Raw genomic sequence first — 14,454 nt, 5'->3', positions numbered from 1 at the left:
TTGCATGGCCACCAGAACCGACGCCCCGACCCGCCGCGAACAGATCCTCAAGGAGGCCGCGCGGCTCTTCGCCGAGCGTGGATTCCACGGCGTCGGTGTCGACGAGATAGGCGCCGCCGTGGGCATCAGCGGCCCCGGTCTCTACCGGCACTTCGCCGGCAAGGACGCGATGCTCGCCGAACTGCTGGTCGGCATCAGCGGCCAGCTGCTGACGGGCGCGAAGCGGCGCCTGGCGGAAGCCGACGGGGTGCCGGCCGAGGCGGTTCTCGACTCCCTCATCGAGGGCCACATCGACTTCGCCCTCGACGACCGCCCCCTCATCACCCTGCACGACCGCGAGCTGGACCGCCTGCGCGACAGCGACCGCAAGCTCGTACGGCAGCTCCAGCGGCAGTACGTCGAGCTGTGGGTGGAGGTGGTGCGCAAGGTGTACCCGGACCTGACGGAACCGACGGCGCGCTCGGCGGTGCACTCGGTCTTCGGGCTGCTGAACTCGACGCCGCACCTGGGGCGGCCGGGGGCGCTGCCGGGGCGGGGGGTCACGGCGGAGCTGCTGCATCGGATGGCTCGGGGGGCGTTCGGGGCGGCGGGGGTGGAGTGAGGATTCGGTCGAACCCGCCCTCCCGGTGACCTCGCTGTGTCACCCTGCGAGGTGCGGTGATCGGCAACGGGATCCTCGGGGGACGGTCTTGGAACGTGATGCCTTCATTTCCTACAGCCACAAAAAGGACGTACCCCTGGCCCAAGCGCTGGAGGACGGGCTCAAGGACATCCTCAGGACCCCGTGGCTGCGCCGTTCGAGAGTGAAGGTCTTTCGGGACACCACCAGCCTCAGCGCCAATCATGATCTCGACGGCTCCATCAAGGCCGCGCTGGCCGAGTGCCGCTACTTCATCTATCTGGCCTCTCCCGAGGCCGCGAGGTCGCGGTGGGTCCGGGAAGAGATCAGGTGCTGGCGCCGGAACCATGGCACGGAGCAGTTCCTGATCGCGCTCAGTGACGGCAGTCTCGGCTGGGACCCGGCGGTGGGCGACTTCGACTGGGCCGACGAGACCATCGCCCTGCCCCCCGAGTTACGGGGTGCGTTCCCCACTCAACCCCTCTGGGTGGACCTCAGGAAGTTCCGCTCCGGCGAAAAACGCTCCATGAAGCCCGGCGAAGAGTTCCGCGACCGGGTGGCCACGCTCGCCGCGCCCCTGCACGGCGTGCCGAAAGACGCCCTGGACAGCACCGACCTGCGTATCCAGCGCAAGGCCGTCCGTATCCTCCGCTTCTTCGTGGCCGGGCTGCTCGTCCTGTCGCTGCTCGTGGCCGCGGTTGGTCTCTTCGCCTGGCAGCAACGCGGCGAGGCCCTTTCACGGGCTCGTACCTCCGCCTCGCAGGCTCTTGCGGCCCGCGCCCTCGACCTCGTCTCCAAAGATCCCCGCAAGGCGGCCCAGTTCGCGCTCTACGCCCAGGCGGTCGAACCCACCGGAGAATCGGCGCAGGCGCTGTCCCAGGCGGTGGTCGCCAACGGCAGTGTGGTGCGTCATCTACAGGCCGGCTTCGAGGAAGTGACCGACTACCACGGCGCTGGAAACGTCAATGCGACCAACGTGGCGATCAGCCGTGACGGCAGCGTGCTGGCGTACTACTCGGACTTCGATCCGGATGCCACTGCGCTCGATGACGGTCAGCGCATCCACCTGTACGACATCGCGGAGGGCAAGGCGCTACCGCACCTTGACAAGGGGTCCTGGCCGCAAAGCGGCGGCGACATGGAATTCAGCGCGGACGGACGGACGCTGGCCGTCGAGCGGCCGTACAACAGGGTCGACATCTGGGACACGGCCCGCCAGAAGCTGATCCGGACGATCACCGCCAGTGAGGGCAGAGAGCTGGCGCAGGTGATCAAGGGGCTCCACGGGTTCGCGTTCTCCGGCGACGGGCGGCGGCTCGCCGCCACGTTCTTCACCCCGGAAGGGCTGGAGGAAGGATTCCATGTCGCCGTGTGGGACGTGAGGACCGGGCATGTGCTGACCGAGGAAAGCGCCGCCCCTCGGAGCCTCACCCTTGGTTTCGACGGTGAGAACCGGCTCGTCGCACTCGATCACGCGGCCGGCCGGATCCGTGACCTGGCTCCCGATTCCACCTCATGGAGCGCCTGGCGGACCCTCCCCGGCTTCCCTCGCCAGGAAGTGGCCCAGGTGTCCTTATCGGCCGACAGCTCCAAGGCCTACGTCGGGGAGGGAGGTCAGGTTTGGGATCTGGTGAAGGGCAGGCGCCTGGCCGACACGGACGGCGGGGACCTGAGAGCGATGAGCGTGCCCAGCGCCGCGGGCGGGAACGTGTACGCCGCCGACGACCGGAAGGTGAGCGTGTACGACTCGGCGTTGCGTCTCCAACGCGTTCTCGGCTCCTTCACCTGGCCGGTGTTCAGCGTCTCGGCCTCCGGCGACGGTCGATGGGTGGCCGCCGGTTCGGAGGACGGGGCCGTGTCGCTCTTCGCCACTGCCGGCTTTCAGGCGGGCGTCACCCTGCCGAACGAGCCGAAGCTCAAGCCCGACGACCTGACCTGGGACAACCACACCGCGTTCCGCGCCGACGCCTCCGGCACCGCCGTGTGGTCCGTCACCGGCGATGGTGTCCGGAAGGTCGGTCGCCTGCCGCTGCGCATGGACAGGCCACGCCAGGACACCCTGGTCGCCTCCCTCGACGGCACCCGTGCCCTCGCGGCCCAGGAAGGCGTGCTGTCGCTCTGGGACCCACGTGACGGCAGCAGAAAGGGCAGGCACGTGACCGGCGATGCCGAGTTCCAGGTACTGGCGTTCATGCCGGACGGCATCCATGCGGCGGCAACCACCGAGGACGCGGTGCGGCTCCTGGACACCCGGTCCTGGAAGGTCGGCCAGTCCATTGGGTTCGACAGGAACTCGAACGGCACCCTCGCCCTCAGCGCCGACCGGACCACGCTGGTCCGGGCAGAGGACAGCGAACTCACCGTGTGGACGTGGGCCGCGGACGAAGGGTTCCGGGAGGTGTGCGAGGTGGCCCTCGACTCGGTCTGGACACAATTCGGGATCGGAGTCGCGGTCGGCGTGAAAGGTGAAAGGGTCGCGCTTATCAACGGCGACCGGATGATCTCCGTGCTCGACGTGTCCAGTGGAAAGTTCGTTCGGAGCACGTCGGCGGCGCCCGACGGCACGGCACCGGCCTTCAGCGGCGACAACGCCTTCCTCGTACAGGCCGGAGGTTCGGCCGACGCACCGACGCTTCAGTTCTGGGACGCCACCACCACAGAGTCGCGCGGTACTTGGACGCTCCCGCGCGGGGAGACCACCTCGGATCCGGCCGACACGCGTCTGCTCACCGATGACAGCGGTACGGTGACCGCCTTCGGCGCGGACGGCAGCCTCGTGCGCCGCACGGTCGACGTGGCCCAGTGGCAGGAGGTCCTGTGTGATCTCGTACCGCAGGAACTTCCCCAGGAGGAGTACGACCGCTACCTGGAGGGCCTGGATGTGTCGGCGCCCTGCCGGGACGACTGACCGCTGTTGTCGGCGAGCGTGACGAGCGTTACGGGGTGGACCCCCTGGACGGTTCTTTGTACTCGCCGGTACGGTTGAGTGAGCAAGCGCTTAGACATGTACCGGTGGAGGTGGACGGCGTGCGCCGTACGGTGTTCAACGAGGATCACGAGGCGTTCCGGGAGACCATCCGCGCCTTCATCGAGGCCGAGGTCGTCCCGGTCTACGACGAGTGGTTTGCGGCCGGCCAGGCGCCGCGCGACTTCTACTACAAGCTCGCCGAGCTCGGCGTCTTCGGCATCCGCGTCGACGAGGAGTACGGCGGCGCGGGCATCGAGTCGTACAAGTTCGAGGCCGTCATGTACGAGGAGACCGCGCGCGCGGGCGTCCAGTTCGGTGGCTCCGGCGTGCACGTGCTGCTCGGCCTGCCGTACATCAAGATGCTCGCCAGCGACGAGCAGAAGAAGCGGTTCCTGCCGAAGTTCGTCTCCGGTGAGGAGATGTGGGCGCTGGCGATGACCGAGCCGGGCACCGGCTCCGACCTCGCGGGCATGAAGACCACCGCCAAGCTCTCCGAGGACGGCACGCACTACGTCCTCAACGGCGCCAAGACCTTCATCACCGGCGGCGTGCACGCCGACCGCGTGATCGTCTGCGCCCGCACCGACGCGCCCAGCGCCGAGGACCGCCGCCACGGCATCTCCCTGTTCGCCGTGGACACCAAGTCCGAGGGCTACTCCGTCGGCCGCAAGCTCGACAAGCTCGGCCTGAAGACCTCCGACACCGCCGAGCTGGCGTTCGTCGACGTGAAGGTCCCCGTCGAGGACCTGCTCGGCGAGGAGAACAAGGGCTTCTACTACCTCGGTCACAACCTGGCCTCCGAGCGCTGGGGCATCGCCTTCGGCGCCTACGCGCAGGCCAAGGCCGCCGTGCGGTTCGCCAAGGAGTACGTCCAGGACCGCACCGTCTTCGGCAAGCCGGTCGCCGCCTTCCAGAACACCAAGTTCGAGCTGGCCGCCTGCCAGGCCGAGGTCGACGCCGCCGAGGCCGTCGCCGACCGCGCGCTGGAGGCCCTCGACGCGGGCGAGCTGACCCCGGCCGAGGCCGCGTCCGCGAAGCTCTTCTGCACCGAGGTCGCGCACCGCGTGATCGACCGCTGCCTGCAGCTGCATGGCGGCTACGGCTTCATGAACGAGTACCCGATCGCCCGCCTGTACGCGGACAACCGCGTCAACCGCATCTACGGCGGTACCAGCGAGATCATGAAGTCGATCATCGCGAAGGACATGGGCCTGTAAGGTCCCGGAAATTACCGGACAGTAGAAAAGGTGCCATGAACCAGGCACTACAGGGTCTCCTCGATCTGCTCGACCTCGAGCAGATCGAGGAGAACATCTTCCGCGGCCAGTCCCGCTCCGCCGTCGTCCCACGCGTCTTCGGCGGTCAGGTCGCGGCCCAGGCGCTGGTCGCCGCCGGGCGTACGGTCCCGGCGGACCGCCACGCCCACTCCCTGCATGCGTACTTCCTGCGCACCGGTGACCCGGGCGCGCCCATCGTCTACAACGTCGACCGCATGCGCGACGGCCGCTCCTTCACCACCCGCCGCGTCGTCGCCGTCCAGCACGGCAAGCCGATCTTCGCCCTGTCCGCCTCCTTCCAGCTCCACGAGGAGGGCATGGACCACCAGGCCCCCATGCCGCCCGCGCCCGACCCGGAGACGCTTCCCACCTCCCAGGAGCGGCTGCGCGACTACGACCATCTCGACCCGGTGGTCGTGGAGAGGTTCCTGGAGGCCCGCCAGTCGGTCGACCTGCGCTACGTCGACGAGCCGCCGTACGGCAGGTTCGGCGAGCCCCGCGAACCGCACTCCCAGGTCTGGTTCCGCACCAACGGCAAGCTGGCCGACGACCCGCTCCTGCACGTCGTACTGGCCACCTACGTCTCGGACATGACCCTCCTCGACTCGGTGCTGCTGGCGCACGGGCGGGGTGGCTGGGCCGTCGGGGACGTGGTCGGCGCCTCACTGGACCACGCGATGTGGTTCCACCGCCCCTTCCGTGCGGACGAGTGGCTGCTGTACGACCAGGAGTCGCCGTCGGCGCACGGCGGGCGGGGCCTCGGTCAGGCCCGTATCTACACGCAGGACGGGCAGCTGGCGGTGTCGGTGATCCAGGAGGGTGTGGTCCGGGTTCCGCGGTGACGGCTCACCCGTCACCTCGCCTCCCCTCTGCCACCCCGGTCTGTCACCCCGGCTCGCCTCGCACCTCGGCTCCCGTCCCTCCCCGCACCCGGTGCTTGCGCTGCCCGCGCCGCGCCCGGGTCAGTCGTACTCCCAGGAACCCGAGAGCCGCCGCGCCCACGACCGCCAGGATGACCTTGGAGTAGAGCCCCACCAGGTCGGTGACCTCGTGCCAGCGGGCTCCGAGGGCGTAGCCGGCGGCGATGAAGGCGGTGTTCCAGATGAGGCTGCCCGTCGCGGTGAGGGTGAGGAACACGGGCAGCCGCATGCGTTCCACTCCGGCCGGGATGGAGATCAGGCTGCGGAAGATGGGCACGAAACGGCCGAAGAACACGGCCTTGGTGCCGTGCCGGACGAACCACGCCTCGGTGCGTTCCACGTCGGCGACCTTCACCAGCGGCAGCCGCGCCGCCACCGCGATCAGCCGGTCGCGGCCGAAGAGCGCGCCGAGCAGGTACAGGGCGAGTGCGCCCGCCAGCGAACCCGCTGTCGTCCAGGCGACGGCGGCGGCGACGGCCATCCGGCCCTGGCTCGCCGTGAACCCGGCCAGCGGCAGGATCACCTCGCTGGGCAGTGGCGGGAAGAGGTTCTCCAGGGCGATGGCCAGTCCGGCGCCCGGCCCGCCCAGCTTCTCCATCAGGTCGGCGGCCCAGCCTGCGACTCCGCCGACAGGCGCTTCGGACACGGCAGCGATGATCACGCGTGCCACTTTACGAAGTCTTGACCTAAAGGCGGCGTGAGGAGCAGGGGAGGGGCCGACTCCGGGCCACCTACTCGACCAGGCCCGCCTCCGCCAGCAGGAACGCCGTCATCGGGTCGTAGAAGCGCGGGCTGACGACGTGGTCGTCCAGCGGCACCACCACCTGCACGGTCCCCTCCGCCTCCGCGAGGAAGAGCGCCGGGTCGTTGCAGTCGGCGTAACCGACGGAGTCCACCCCGTGCCGGCCGGCGTACCCCGCCCACCCGTGGTCCGCGACGACCAGGTCCGGCAGCGGACGGCCCTCGCGCTCAAGTCCCGTCAGGATGGCCTTCATCGGCTCGCCGGAGTGGGTGTGCCAGAGGGTGGCGCCGTGTTCCAGGACCGCCACGTCGGCGAACTGCATGACGTAGCCCTCGTCCGTCTGCAGGCCCTCCGGGATGACGACGATCTCGCAGCCCGCCGCGCGCAGGGCCGCCGCCGTCGCGCGGTGGACGTCCAGCAGGCCGCCCGGGTGGCCGGTCGCGAACAGCACCCGCTGCTGGCCGTCGGCCGCCTTGCGCAGGCGAGCCGCCATGCGCTCCAGCGCGGCCACCGTCAGCTCGGGGTCGATGGTGTCCTGGCCGTGGCGGTGCTCGGCGTCGTCGTTCACCCCGACGCGCTCCGCCATCACCGCGAGGACGTCCTGCTCGTCGGTCCAGCGGTCGCCGAGTTCCAGGCCGAGCCAGTAATGGCGGTCGCCGTTCGCCAGCTTGCGGTAGTGGGAGAGGTTGTTCTCGCGGGGAGTGGCGACGTCACCCGCGATACGGGTTCTGACGAGGTGGTCGACGAGCTCGGCGCGGCTGGGTGTCCCGGGTATCGGCATGGTCCCCATTGTGAGGCAGACAACTGTCGCAACGCCCGTGTCCCGTGCGCGTGCGACGCGGGTCACTGTGCGGATGACCGCTCGGTGTGGATCACGGCCGGTGTGGATCACGGCCGGTCTGGATCACCGTTCGCTGTGGCGCAGGGCGAACCACAACTCCATGCGTACGTCCGGGTCGTCCAGGTCCGTGTCGAGAAGCGCCGCGCAGCGGGCGATCCGTTGCCGGACGGTGTTGCGGTGGACGGACAGGGCGACGGCCGTGCGGTCCCAGCTGCCGTGCAGGGAGAGCCAGGTGCGCAGGGTCTCGGTGAGGGGCGTGGTGAGGGGCGTGAGGAGGGTGCGGGCGTGGGCCTGCGCCTCGCCGGGGGAGAGCAGGTCCGTCAGGGCCGGGCGGTGCGTGCCGTGCCGGAACAGGGGCGTGCGGGTGGCCCTCGCCCGGGACAGGGCCCGGGCCGCCTGGGTGTCGGCCGCCGGCCAGTCGTGCGGGGGCGCGGGGGCGCTGACGCCCAGGGTCCAGCCGGGCTGCGGGGACGGTTCGCGGTCCGCCGGGACGAGGACGCGTACGGCGTCCCGCGCCAGGTCGACCAGCGGGGAGCCGAGCGCCGCGCCCAGCGCCGAGGCCGCGACCGGATCGCAGGGCTGGGTGTCGGGGCGGCCGTGGACCACGAGCCACCGGTCGCCGCCCAGCAGCGGGGCCACCGCATGCGGCTCGGCGCCCAGCAGCAGCCGTACGAGCGCCGACGAGCGGGCCGCCCCCGAGCCGCTCTGGTGCTCGCCGGTGAGGAGGGAGAGGAGTACGGCGGCGACGGAGGCGATGGTGTGGTCACCGGGGTCGCGGTGCGGGGCGGCGACGCCGAGGACGAAGCCCTGGCCGGTGCCGAGAGCGTAGGTGGCGAGGTGGGTGCCGGCGATGGCGTCGGTCGCGGAGGTGGGCGTTCCCGGGCCCGAGGGACGTACGACCACCGCGAGCTCGGCCAGCGCCCCGCTCACCGCCTCCTCCGGCCCCCGCCCCGCCGCCGCGACCACCGCCCCCTCCGGCCCGTACAGCACCGCCCGGCCCCCCACCCGCTGGGCCAGCTGCCGCAGGACCGCCCGTACTGGATCCGGGCGGGAGGCCGCCGCCGCCAGGCTCTGCTGGGCCTCCGTCACGCGGCGCAGTTCGGCGTGGCGGGCCTGGGCCATGAGCTGCCAGACCGCGCGGGCCACGCCCGAGAAGGTCGTCCGGGGCGGGACCTCCAGAAGCGGGAGGCCGTACGCGTCGCACGCCGCCACCAGGGCGCGCGGCACCGTGTCGTGCACGGGGGCGAGCCCGAAGCCGAGCGCGGCGCCGCCCGCCGCCACGATCCTCGACACGTAGTCGTCGAAGTAGGTCCCCGACCCCGCCGCCTCCGGGATGTGCACCCCGGCCGTCAGCAGCAGCTCGCCGCCCAGCAGATACGGATACGGATCGGCCATTTCCGAGGTGTGCGCCCAGTGGATGACCGTGCCCGTGTCCCCGTTCCCGTCTCCGTGCCCGTCCGCGTCCGCGTCCGTCGGGCCGGCGATCTGGCGCAGGCCCAGGTCCTCGCGGGCCAGGAGCGCCGAGAGCGGTACGGGTGGAGTGGGCGGAACGGCCGGGTCCGGCATATGGATGTTTCCTCCAGTCACGCAACCGTGGATGGATGAAACGTACACTTCGCAGTCGCTTTCCGGCCACCTAGTGTCGACGTCTGTCACCCCCCGGCGACTTCGAGCGTTCGATTGAGGGAGGTCCCCCCGTGGCCGTCGACTACACAGTGATCGTCGTCTATCTGGCCGGCATGCTGGCCATGGGCTGGTGGGGCATGCGCCGCGCCAAGTCCAAGAGCGAATTCCTGGTGGCCGGGCGCCGGCTCGGGCCGGCCATGTACTCCGGCACCATGGCCGCGATCGTCCTCGGCGGCGCGTCCACCATCGGTGGGGTGGGACTCGGCTACCAGTACGGGCTCTCCGGCGCCTGGATGGTGTTCACCATCGGCCTCGGGCTGCTCGCGCTCTCCGTCTTCTTCTCCGCCCGCATCGCCCGCCTGAAGGTCTACACCGTCTCCGAGATGCTCGACCTGCGCTACGGCGGCCGGGCCGGCGTCATCTCCGGTGTCGTCATGTGGGCGTACACGCTGATGCTCGCGGTCACGTCGACCATCGCGTACGCCACGATCTTCGACGTCCTGTTCGACATGAACCGGACGCTCGCGATCGTCCTCGGCGGCTCGATCGTCGTCGCCTACTCGACGCTCGGCGGCATGTGGTCGATCACCCTGACCGACATGGTGCAGTTCGTGGTGAAGACGGTCGGGGTGCTGCTACTCCTGCTGCCCATCGCCGTCGTCAAGGCGGGCGGGTTCAGCGAGATGAAGGCGCAGCTGCCGACCGAGTACTTCGACCCGCTGGGCATCGGTGGCGAGACGATCTTCACCTATGTCCTGATCTACACCTTCGGCATGCTCATCGGGCAGGACATCTGGCAGCGCGTCTTCACCGCCCGCAGCGACAGGACCGCCAAGTGGGGCGGCACCGTCGCCGGCACCTACTGTCTCGCCTACGCCCTCGCCGGCGCCGTCATCGGTACCGCGGCGAAGGTGCTGTACCCCAAGCTCAGCAGCCCGGACGACGCGTTCGCGACCATCGTCAAGGACGAACTCCCGGTCGGCATACGGGGGTTGGTGCTCGCCGCCGCCCTCGCCGCCGTGATGTCCACCTCCTCCGGCGCCCTCATCGCCTGCGCGACCGTCGCCAACAACGACATCTGGTCGCGGTTGCGGGGTGCGGTCCGCCGTACGGAAGACACGCACGACGCCGCGCACGACGAGGTGAAGGGCAACCGTGCCTTCATCCTCCTCATGGGCCTCGCCGTCATCGGCACCGCGATCGCGCTCAACAACGTGGTCGAGGCGCTGACCGTCGCCTACAACCTCCTCGTCGGCGGACTGCTCGTGCCGATCCTGGGCGGGCTGCTGTGGCGGCGCGGGACGGTGCACGGCGCGCTGGCCTCGGTCGTCGTCGGTGGCGTGACGGTGATCACCCTGATGGCGACCCACGGCATTCTCGCCAACGAACCCGTCTACTACGGCCTGCTGTCTTCCCTCGCCGCCTACATCGCCGTCTCCTTGATGACGAGGCCGACGGACGCGGCCGTACTCGCCGCCTGGCGTGAGCGCCTCGCCGGGCGGGATCCCGAACTCGTGTCCGAACCGGTGCCGGCTCCCCAGTAGAGTCACAGGCAGAAGTACATACGCGACGAAGCGTAGGAAAGAAGGCATTTCACGATGACTGGCAACGAGACGCCCCGCGGCCCCGTCGACTCCTCCCGCATCCCGCGGTACGCCGGACCCGCCACCTTCGCCCGGCTGCCCCGCCTCGACGAGGTCGGCCGCGCCGACGTGGCCGTGGTCGGCGTGCCGTTCGACTCGGGCGTCTCGTACCGGCCCGGCGCCCGCTTCGGTGGCAACGCGATCCGCGAGGCCTCCAGGCTGCTGCGCCCGTACAACCCGGCACAGGACGCCTCGCCCTTCGCGCTGGCGCAGGTGGCGGACGGCGGCGACATCGCGGTCAACCCGTTCAACATCAACGAGGCCGTCGAGACCGTCGAGGCCGCCGCCGACGAGCTGCTCGGCACCGGCGCCCGCCTGATGACCCTGGGCGGCGACCACACCATCGCGCTCCCGCTGCTGCGCTCGGTGGCGAAGAAGCACGGCCCGGTCGCCCTGCTCCACTTCGACGCCCACCTCGACACCTGGGACACGTACTTCGGCGCGGAGTACACCCACGGCACGCCCTTCCGGCGCGCGGTCGAGGAGGGCATCCTCGACACCGAGGCGCTCTCCCACGTCGGCATCCGCGGCCCGCTGTACGGCAAGCAGGATCTGACCGACGACGAGAAGATGGGCTTCGGCATCGTCACGTCGGCGGACGTCTACCGGCGCGGCGCCGACGAGGTCGCCGACCAGCTGCGCCAGCGCATCGGCGACCGGCCCCTCTACATCTCCATCGACATCGACTGCCTCGACCCGGCGCACGCCCCCGGCACCGGCACCCCCGAGGCGGGCGGCATGACCTCGCGCGAGCTGCTGGAGATCCTGCGGGGCCTGGCCTCCTGCAACCTGGTCTCCGCGGACGTCGTCGAGGTGGCGCCCGCGTACGATCACGCCGAGATCACGTCGGTGGCCGCGTCCCACACGGCGTACGAACTGACCACGATCATGTCCCGCCAGATCGCGGCGGCCCGTGAGGAGAACGAAGGCAAGTGACCCACGACCACGACCTGGTACTCCGCCCGACGGAGGCGCAGATTGCAGCCGCTCTGAATCCTCCCGCCGGCCGCAACGGCGGAGACCTGGTCGTGGAGACGCTGGCCGGGCTCGGCGCGACGACGGTCTTCGGGCTGCCCGGCCAGCACGCGCTGGGCATGTTCGACGCGCTACGGCGTTCCGACCTGCGGTACCTCGGGCTGCGGGTGGAGAACAACGCCGGGTTCGCGGCGGACGCGTACGGCCGGATCACGGGCGAGGCGGCCCCGCTGCTGCTGTCGACGGGCCCGGGGGCGCTGACGTCCCTGGCCGCGCTGCAGGAGGCGGCCGCGGCGTCGGCCCCCGTGCTGGCGATCAGCAGCCAGATCCCGACGGCGGGACTGGGGGGCGGAAGGCATGGGTATCTGCACGAACTCCCGGACCAGGCGGCCTCGTTCAGGGGCGTGGTGAAGTCGGTCCACACGGTCCGCACCCAGTCGCAGATCCCGTCCGCCATCGAGGCCGCCTGGAAGTCGGCGCTGACGGCCCCGCACGGCCCGGTGTGGGTGGAGATCCCGCAGGACGTGCTGCTGGCCGAGACGTCGATCCCGGTGGTGACGGGCGGCGACGCCTTCCCCGAGGAGCTGCCGCCGCGCCCCGAACTGACGGCGGTGGCGGCCGACCTGCTGTCGCGAGCCGCCCGCCCGGCGATCATCGCGGGCGGGGGAGTGGTACGGGCGGACGCGTCGGGCAAGCTGAAGCAGCTGGCGCAGATGCTGCAGGCACCGGTCGTCACGACCCCCGGCGGCAAGGGGGCGTTCCCCTGGAAGCACCCGCTGTCCCTCCAGTCCTGGATCGAGGACAGGCACACCACGGACTTCCTGGAGGACGCCGACGTACTCCTCGTCGTCGGCTCGGGCCTGGGCGAACTCTCCTCGAACTACCACACGTTCAAGCCGCGGGGCCGGGTCATCCAGATCGAGGCCGACCTCGGCAAGCTGGAGTCCAACCACCCGGCGCTGGGCATCCACGCGGACGCGCGCCTTGCCCTGCAGGCGCTGCTGGAGACGGTGACGGAGCGGGCGGATACGTCGGCGCCGGAGCGCGTCCGCGAGGTCCTCGCGAAGGTCGCCGACCGCATCGCCGCCCAGGAACTCACCCTGGAACAGGGGGTGTTGGCGTCCGTACGCCGTGCCCTGCCCGCCGACTCCCCGTCCTTCTGGGACATGACGATCCTCGCGTACTGGGCCTGGTCGGCCTTCGATGCCAAGGGTCCCAACCACATGCACTCCGCCCAGGGCGCCGGCGGCCTCGGCTACGGCTTCCCGGCAGCCCTCGGCGCGGCGGCCGCGGATCCGGCCCGGCCGGTGCTGGCGGTCTCCGGTGACGGAGGGGCGCTGTACTCGATCGCCGAGCTCGCGACGGCACGCCAGTACGACCTGAACGTCACCTGGCTCATCGTCGACGACGGCGGCTACGGCATCCTGCGCGAGTACATGACGGACGCGTTCGGCGAGGCGACGGCGACCGAGCTGACGCGACCGGACTACGTGGCGCTGGCGGAGTCCTTCGGTGTCCCCGGGGTCCGTACGACCCCGGAGACGCTGGAGGCCGACCTGGCGAAGGCGCTGTCCGAGCCGGGCCCCTCAGTGGTCGTACTCCCGGCGGTGCTGCGGATGTTCGCGCCGACGCACCTCCCGGTGTGAGGCCTCAGCGGCCTAGCCGCGCGTGTCGTCGACGTGGTCGCGGTTGTAGCAGGCGTCGTCCACCGCGGTGCCGGTCCACGGTGCGGCTGCCGGGATGAGTGCGAGCGCCTGTCGGCAGAGGTCGGCGGTGGAGTAGCCGGCGATGTTGATACGGCCCCGGTCGCCGTCGTCGGCGTGGGCCGGGGTGGCGAGTACGAGGGCTGCCATGGTGAACGCGGCGAGCGCGCTGATCTTCTTCATAGCCGGGTCAACAGCATCGGATCGGCGCAGGTCACTCCGCTGCACAGGTGGTACAGAGCGCGCCAGGGGCCGACGAGACCCCTGGCGCGTCCACGGCGGCTGAACAGGGGTCCGGTCGCCTACCAGATCGCCTCGACCCACTCCGGGTGGTCGATGAACGGGTTGCGGTTGTGCTGGTAGGTGTCGTAGATGACCTGGTTGCGGCGCTCCTCGAAGGCGCTCGGCGGGTCCGCCTCGTTCCACGCCTTGAGGACGGAGAGCTTGCCCATGTAGGGGGCGGAGCCGTTGCCGACCCTCTCGTTGGGCTCCAGGTCGGCGAAGCCGTCGTCGCCCTCGTAGCGCACGGCCATGTAGAGGATCATGCGGGCCACGTCGCCCCGGTCGGCGGCGCGCGGCGCGAAGGAGTCGGAGTCGACGGTGCTGCCGCCGCCGTTGGTGACGGCGCTGCCGCCGTTGTCGAAGTCCAGGTTGCCGCGGGTGCTGTTGATCGTCACGTCGCAGGCGCGCAGGTGGTGCAGGTCGGTGCCGGGGCCGGTCACCTCGCCGAAGTCGCCGTGGGACTTGGCCCAGGTGTGCTCGCGGTTCCAGTCGCCGACGTCGCCGCCGTTGAGGGACTTGCTGCGCGAGACACCGCTGTACAGCAGGAGCACGTTGCTGCTGTTGTTCGGGTCCTGGTCGGCGGTCTTCAGCGCGTTCCAGACGGCGGAGTACGAGATCTTCGTCTGGTCGCTGATGATCGTGTGCAGCGAGTCCTTCAGGGCCGTGCCGGACTTGCCGATCGCGTCGGCGTAGTACGTGTCGTCGTACGCCGTCGTTGTCGCCGCGGCCGGGGTCGCCGTCAGCGCCGGGGTGAGGCCGACCAGGACGGCGGCCGTCGTCAGCGCCACTGTCTTCCAGCGGGGGCGTATGCGTGTCGCCAGCATGTGGGGTGTCCCATCTACGCGGGTTGAATGGAGG

12 protein-coding genes are annotated in these 14,454 nt (G+C 70.6%); 7 read left to right on the top strand and 5 right to left on the bottom strand.

The window, feature by feature from the left end:
* Nucleotides 1–4: 4 nt before the first annotated feature.
* The 4 genes from PBV52_RS16610 to tesB all read left to right on the top strand — a co-directional run bounded on the left by PBV52_RS16610 (nucleotide 5) and on the right by tesB (nucleotide 5,706).
* Nucleotides 5–601, top strand: coding sequence for a TetR/AcrR family transcriptional regulator (locus PBV52_RS16610; RefSeq protein WP_274239150.1), 597 nt, complete (start codon nucleotides 5–7; stop codon nucleotides 599–601).
* A gap of 88 nt (nucleotides 602–689) precedes the next feature.
* On the top strand, nucleotides 690–3,527 hold the full coding sequence (locus PBV52_RS16605) for a toll/interleukin-1 receptor domain-containing protein (RefSeq protein WP_274239149.1): 2,838 nt from the start codon (nucleotides 690–692) through the stop codon (nucleotides 3,525–3,527).
* 119 nt (nucleotides 3,528–3,646) lie between these two features.
* Nucleotides 3,647–4,804 (top strand): acyl-CoA dehydrogenase family protein, encoded by a 1,158-nt coding sequence (locus tag PBV52_RS16600; RefSeq protein WP_274239148.1) that lies wholly within the window; start codon nucleotides 3,647–3,649, stop codon nucleotides 4,802–4,804.
* A gap of 35 nt (nucleotides 4,805–4,839) precedes the next feature.
* A complete protein-coding gene (tesB, locus tag PBV52_RS16595) occupies nucleotides 4,840–5,706 on the top strand; it encodes an acyl-CoA thioesterase II (RefSeq protein ID WP_274239147.1) in 867 nt (288 codons plus the stop codon).
* Nucleotides 5,707–5,749: 43 nt separating this feature from the next.
* On the opposite strand, the gene PBV52_RS16590 is transcribed toward tesB, so the two are convergent.
* The 3 genes from PBV52_RS16590 to PBV52_RS16580 form a co-directional block, all read right to left on the bottom strand.
* Nucleotides 5,750–6,382 (bottom strand): DedA family protein, encoded by a 633-nt coding sequence (locus PBV52_RS16590; RefSeq protein WP_274249417.1) that lies wholly within the window; start codon nucleotides 6,380–6,382, stop codon nucleotides 5,750–5,752.
* A 133-nt stretch (nucleotides 6,383–6,515) separates the two neighbouring features.
* Nucleotides 6,516–7,307: a phosphatase gene (locus PBV52_RS16585; protein ID WP_274239146.1), complete on the bottom strand. Its 792-nt coding sequence runs from the start codon at nucleotides 7,305–7,307 to the stop codon at nucleotides 6,516–6,518.
* 123 nt (nucleotides 7,308–7,430) lie between these two features.
* A complete protein-coding gene (locus PBV52_RS16580) occupies nucleotides 7,431–8,933 on the bottom strand; it encodes a PucR family transcriptional regulator (RefSeq protein ID WP_274239145.1) in 1,503 nt (500 codons plus the stop codon).
* Between the two features lie 131 nt (nucleotides 8,934–9,064).
* Here PBV52_RS16580 and PBV52_RS16575 point away from each other — a divergent pair, with 131 nt between their 5' ends.
* Genes PBV52_RS16575 through PBV52_RS16565 form a run of 3 tightly spaced genes read left to right on the top strand, consistent with a single transcriptional unit; the run spans nucleotide 9,065 to nucleotide 13,257 of the window.
* On the top strand, nucleotides 9,065–10,537 hold the full coding sequence (locus tag PBV52_RS16575) for a sodium:solute symporter (RefSeq protein WP_274239144.1): 1,473 nt from the start codon (nucleotides 9,065–9,067) through the stop codon (nucleotides 10,535–10,537).
* 54 nt (nucleotides 10,538–10,591) lie between these two features.
* A complete protein-coding gene (speB, locus tag PBV52_RS16570; RefSeq protein WP_274239143.1) occupies nucleotides 10,592–11,572 on the top strand; it encodes an agmatinase in 981 nt (326 codons plus the stop codon).
* Nucleotides 11,569–13,257 carry a thiamine pyrophosphate-binding protein gene (locus PBV52_RS16565; protein ID WP_274239142.1) on the top strand — a complete coding sequence of 563 codons (1,689 nt, stop codon included), beginning with the start codon at nucleotides 11,569–11,571 and terminating at the stop codon, nucleotides 13,255–13,257. The genes speB and PBV52_RS16565 overlap by 4 nt, the downstream gene beginning before the upstream one ends.
* 12 nt (nucleotides 13,258–13,269) lie before the next feature.
* Here the strand turns inward: PBV52_RS16565 and PBV52_RS16560 are convergent, their stop codons facing one another.
* On the bottom strand, nucleotides 13,270–13,497 hold the full coding sequence (locus PBV52_RS16560; protein ID WP_274239141.1) for a hypothetical protein: 228 nt from the start codon (nucleotides 13,495–13,497) through the stop codon (nucleotides 13,270–13,272).
* A gap of 119 nt (nucleotides 13,498–13,616) precedes the next feature.
* Nucleotides 13,617–14,420 carry an endonuclease I family protein gene (locus PBV52_RS16555; protein ID WP_274239140.1) on the bottom strand — a complete coding sequence of 268 codons (804 nt, stop codon included), beginning with the start codon at nucleotides 14,418–14,420 and terminating at the stop codon, nucleotides 13,617–13,619.
* Nucleotides 14,421–14,454: the final 34 nt, after the last annotated feature.

The sequence above is a fragment of the Streptomyces sp. T12 genome (genome assembly GCF_028736035.1).
Lineage (GTDB): Bacteria > Actinomycetota > Actinomycetes > Streptomycetales > Streptomycetaceae > Streptomyces.
The sequence above is the reverse complement of the archived record's forward strand: the minus strand, read 5'-3'. Positions and strand labels throughout refer to the sequence as shown.

Excerpts from the sequence above, each read along its gene's own strand:
- PBV52_RS16585 (WP_274239146.1), bottom strand. The coding sequence starts at position 7,307 with ATGCCGATACCCGGGACACCCAGCCGCGCCGAGCTCGTCGACCACCTC.
- PBV52_RS16560 (WP_274239141.1), bottom strand. The coding sequence starts at position 13,497 with ATGAAGAAGATCAGCGCGCTCGCCGCGTTCACCATGGCAGCCCTCGTA.
- PBV52_RS16580 (WP_274239145.1), bottom strand. The coding sequence starts at position 8,933 with ATGCCGGACCCGGCCGTTCCGCCCACTCCACCCGTACCGCTCTCGGCG.
- PBV52_RS16610 (WP_274239150.1), top strand. The coding sequence starts at position 5 with ATGGCCACCAGAACCGACGCCCCGACCCGCCGCGAACAGATCCTCAAG.
- tesB (WP_274239147.1), top strand. The coding sequence starts at position 4,840 with ATGAACCAGGCACTACAGGGTCTCCTCGATCTGCTCGACCTCGAGCAG.
- speB (WP_274239143.1), top strand. The coding sequence starts at position 10,592 with ATGACTGGCAACGAGACGCCCCGCGGCCCCGTCGACTCCTCCCGCATC.
- PBV52_RS16555 (WP_274239140.1), bottom strand. The coding sequence starts at position 14,420 with ATGCTGGCGACACGCATACGCCCCCGCTGGAAGACAGTGGCGCTGACG.
- PBV52_RS16590 (WP_274249417.1), bottom strand. The coding sequence starts at position 6,382 with ATGGAGAAGCTGGGCGGGCCGGGCGCCGGACTGGCCATCGCCCTGGAG.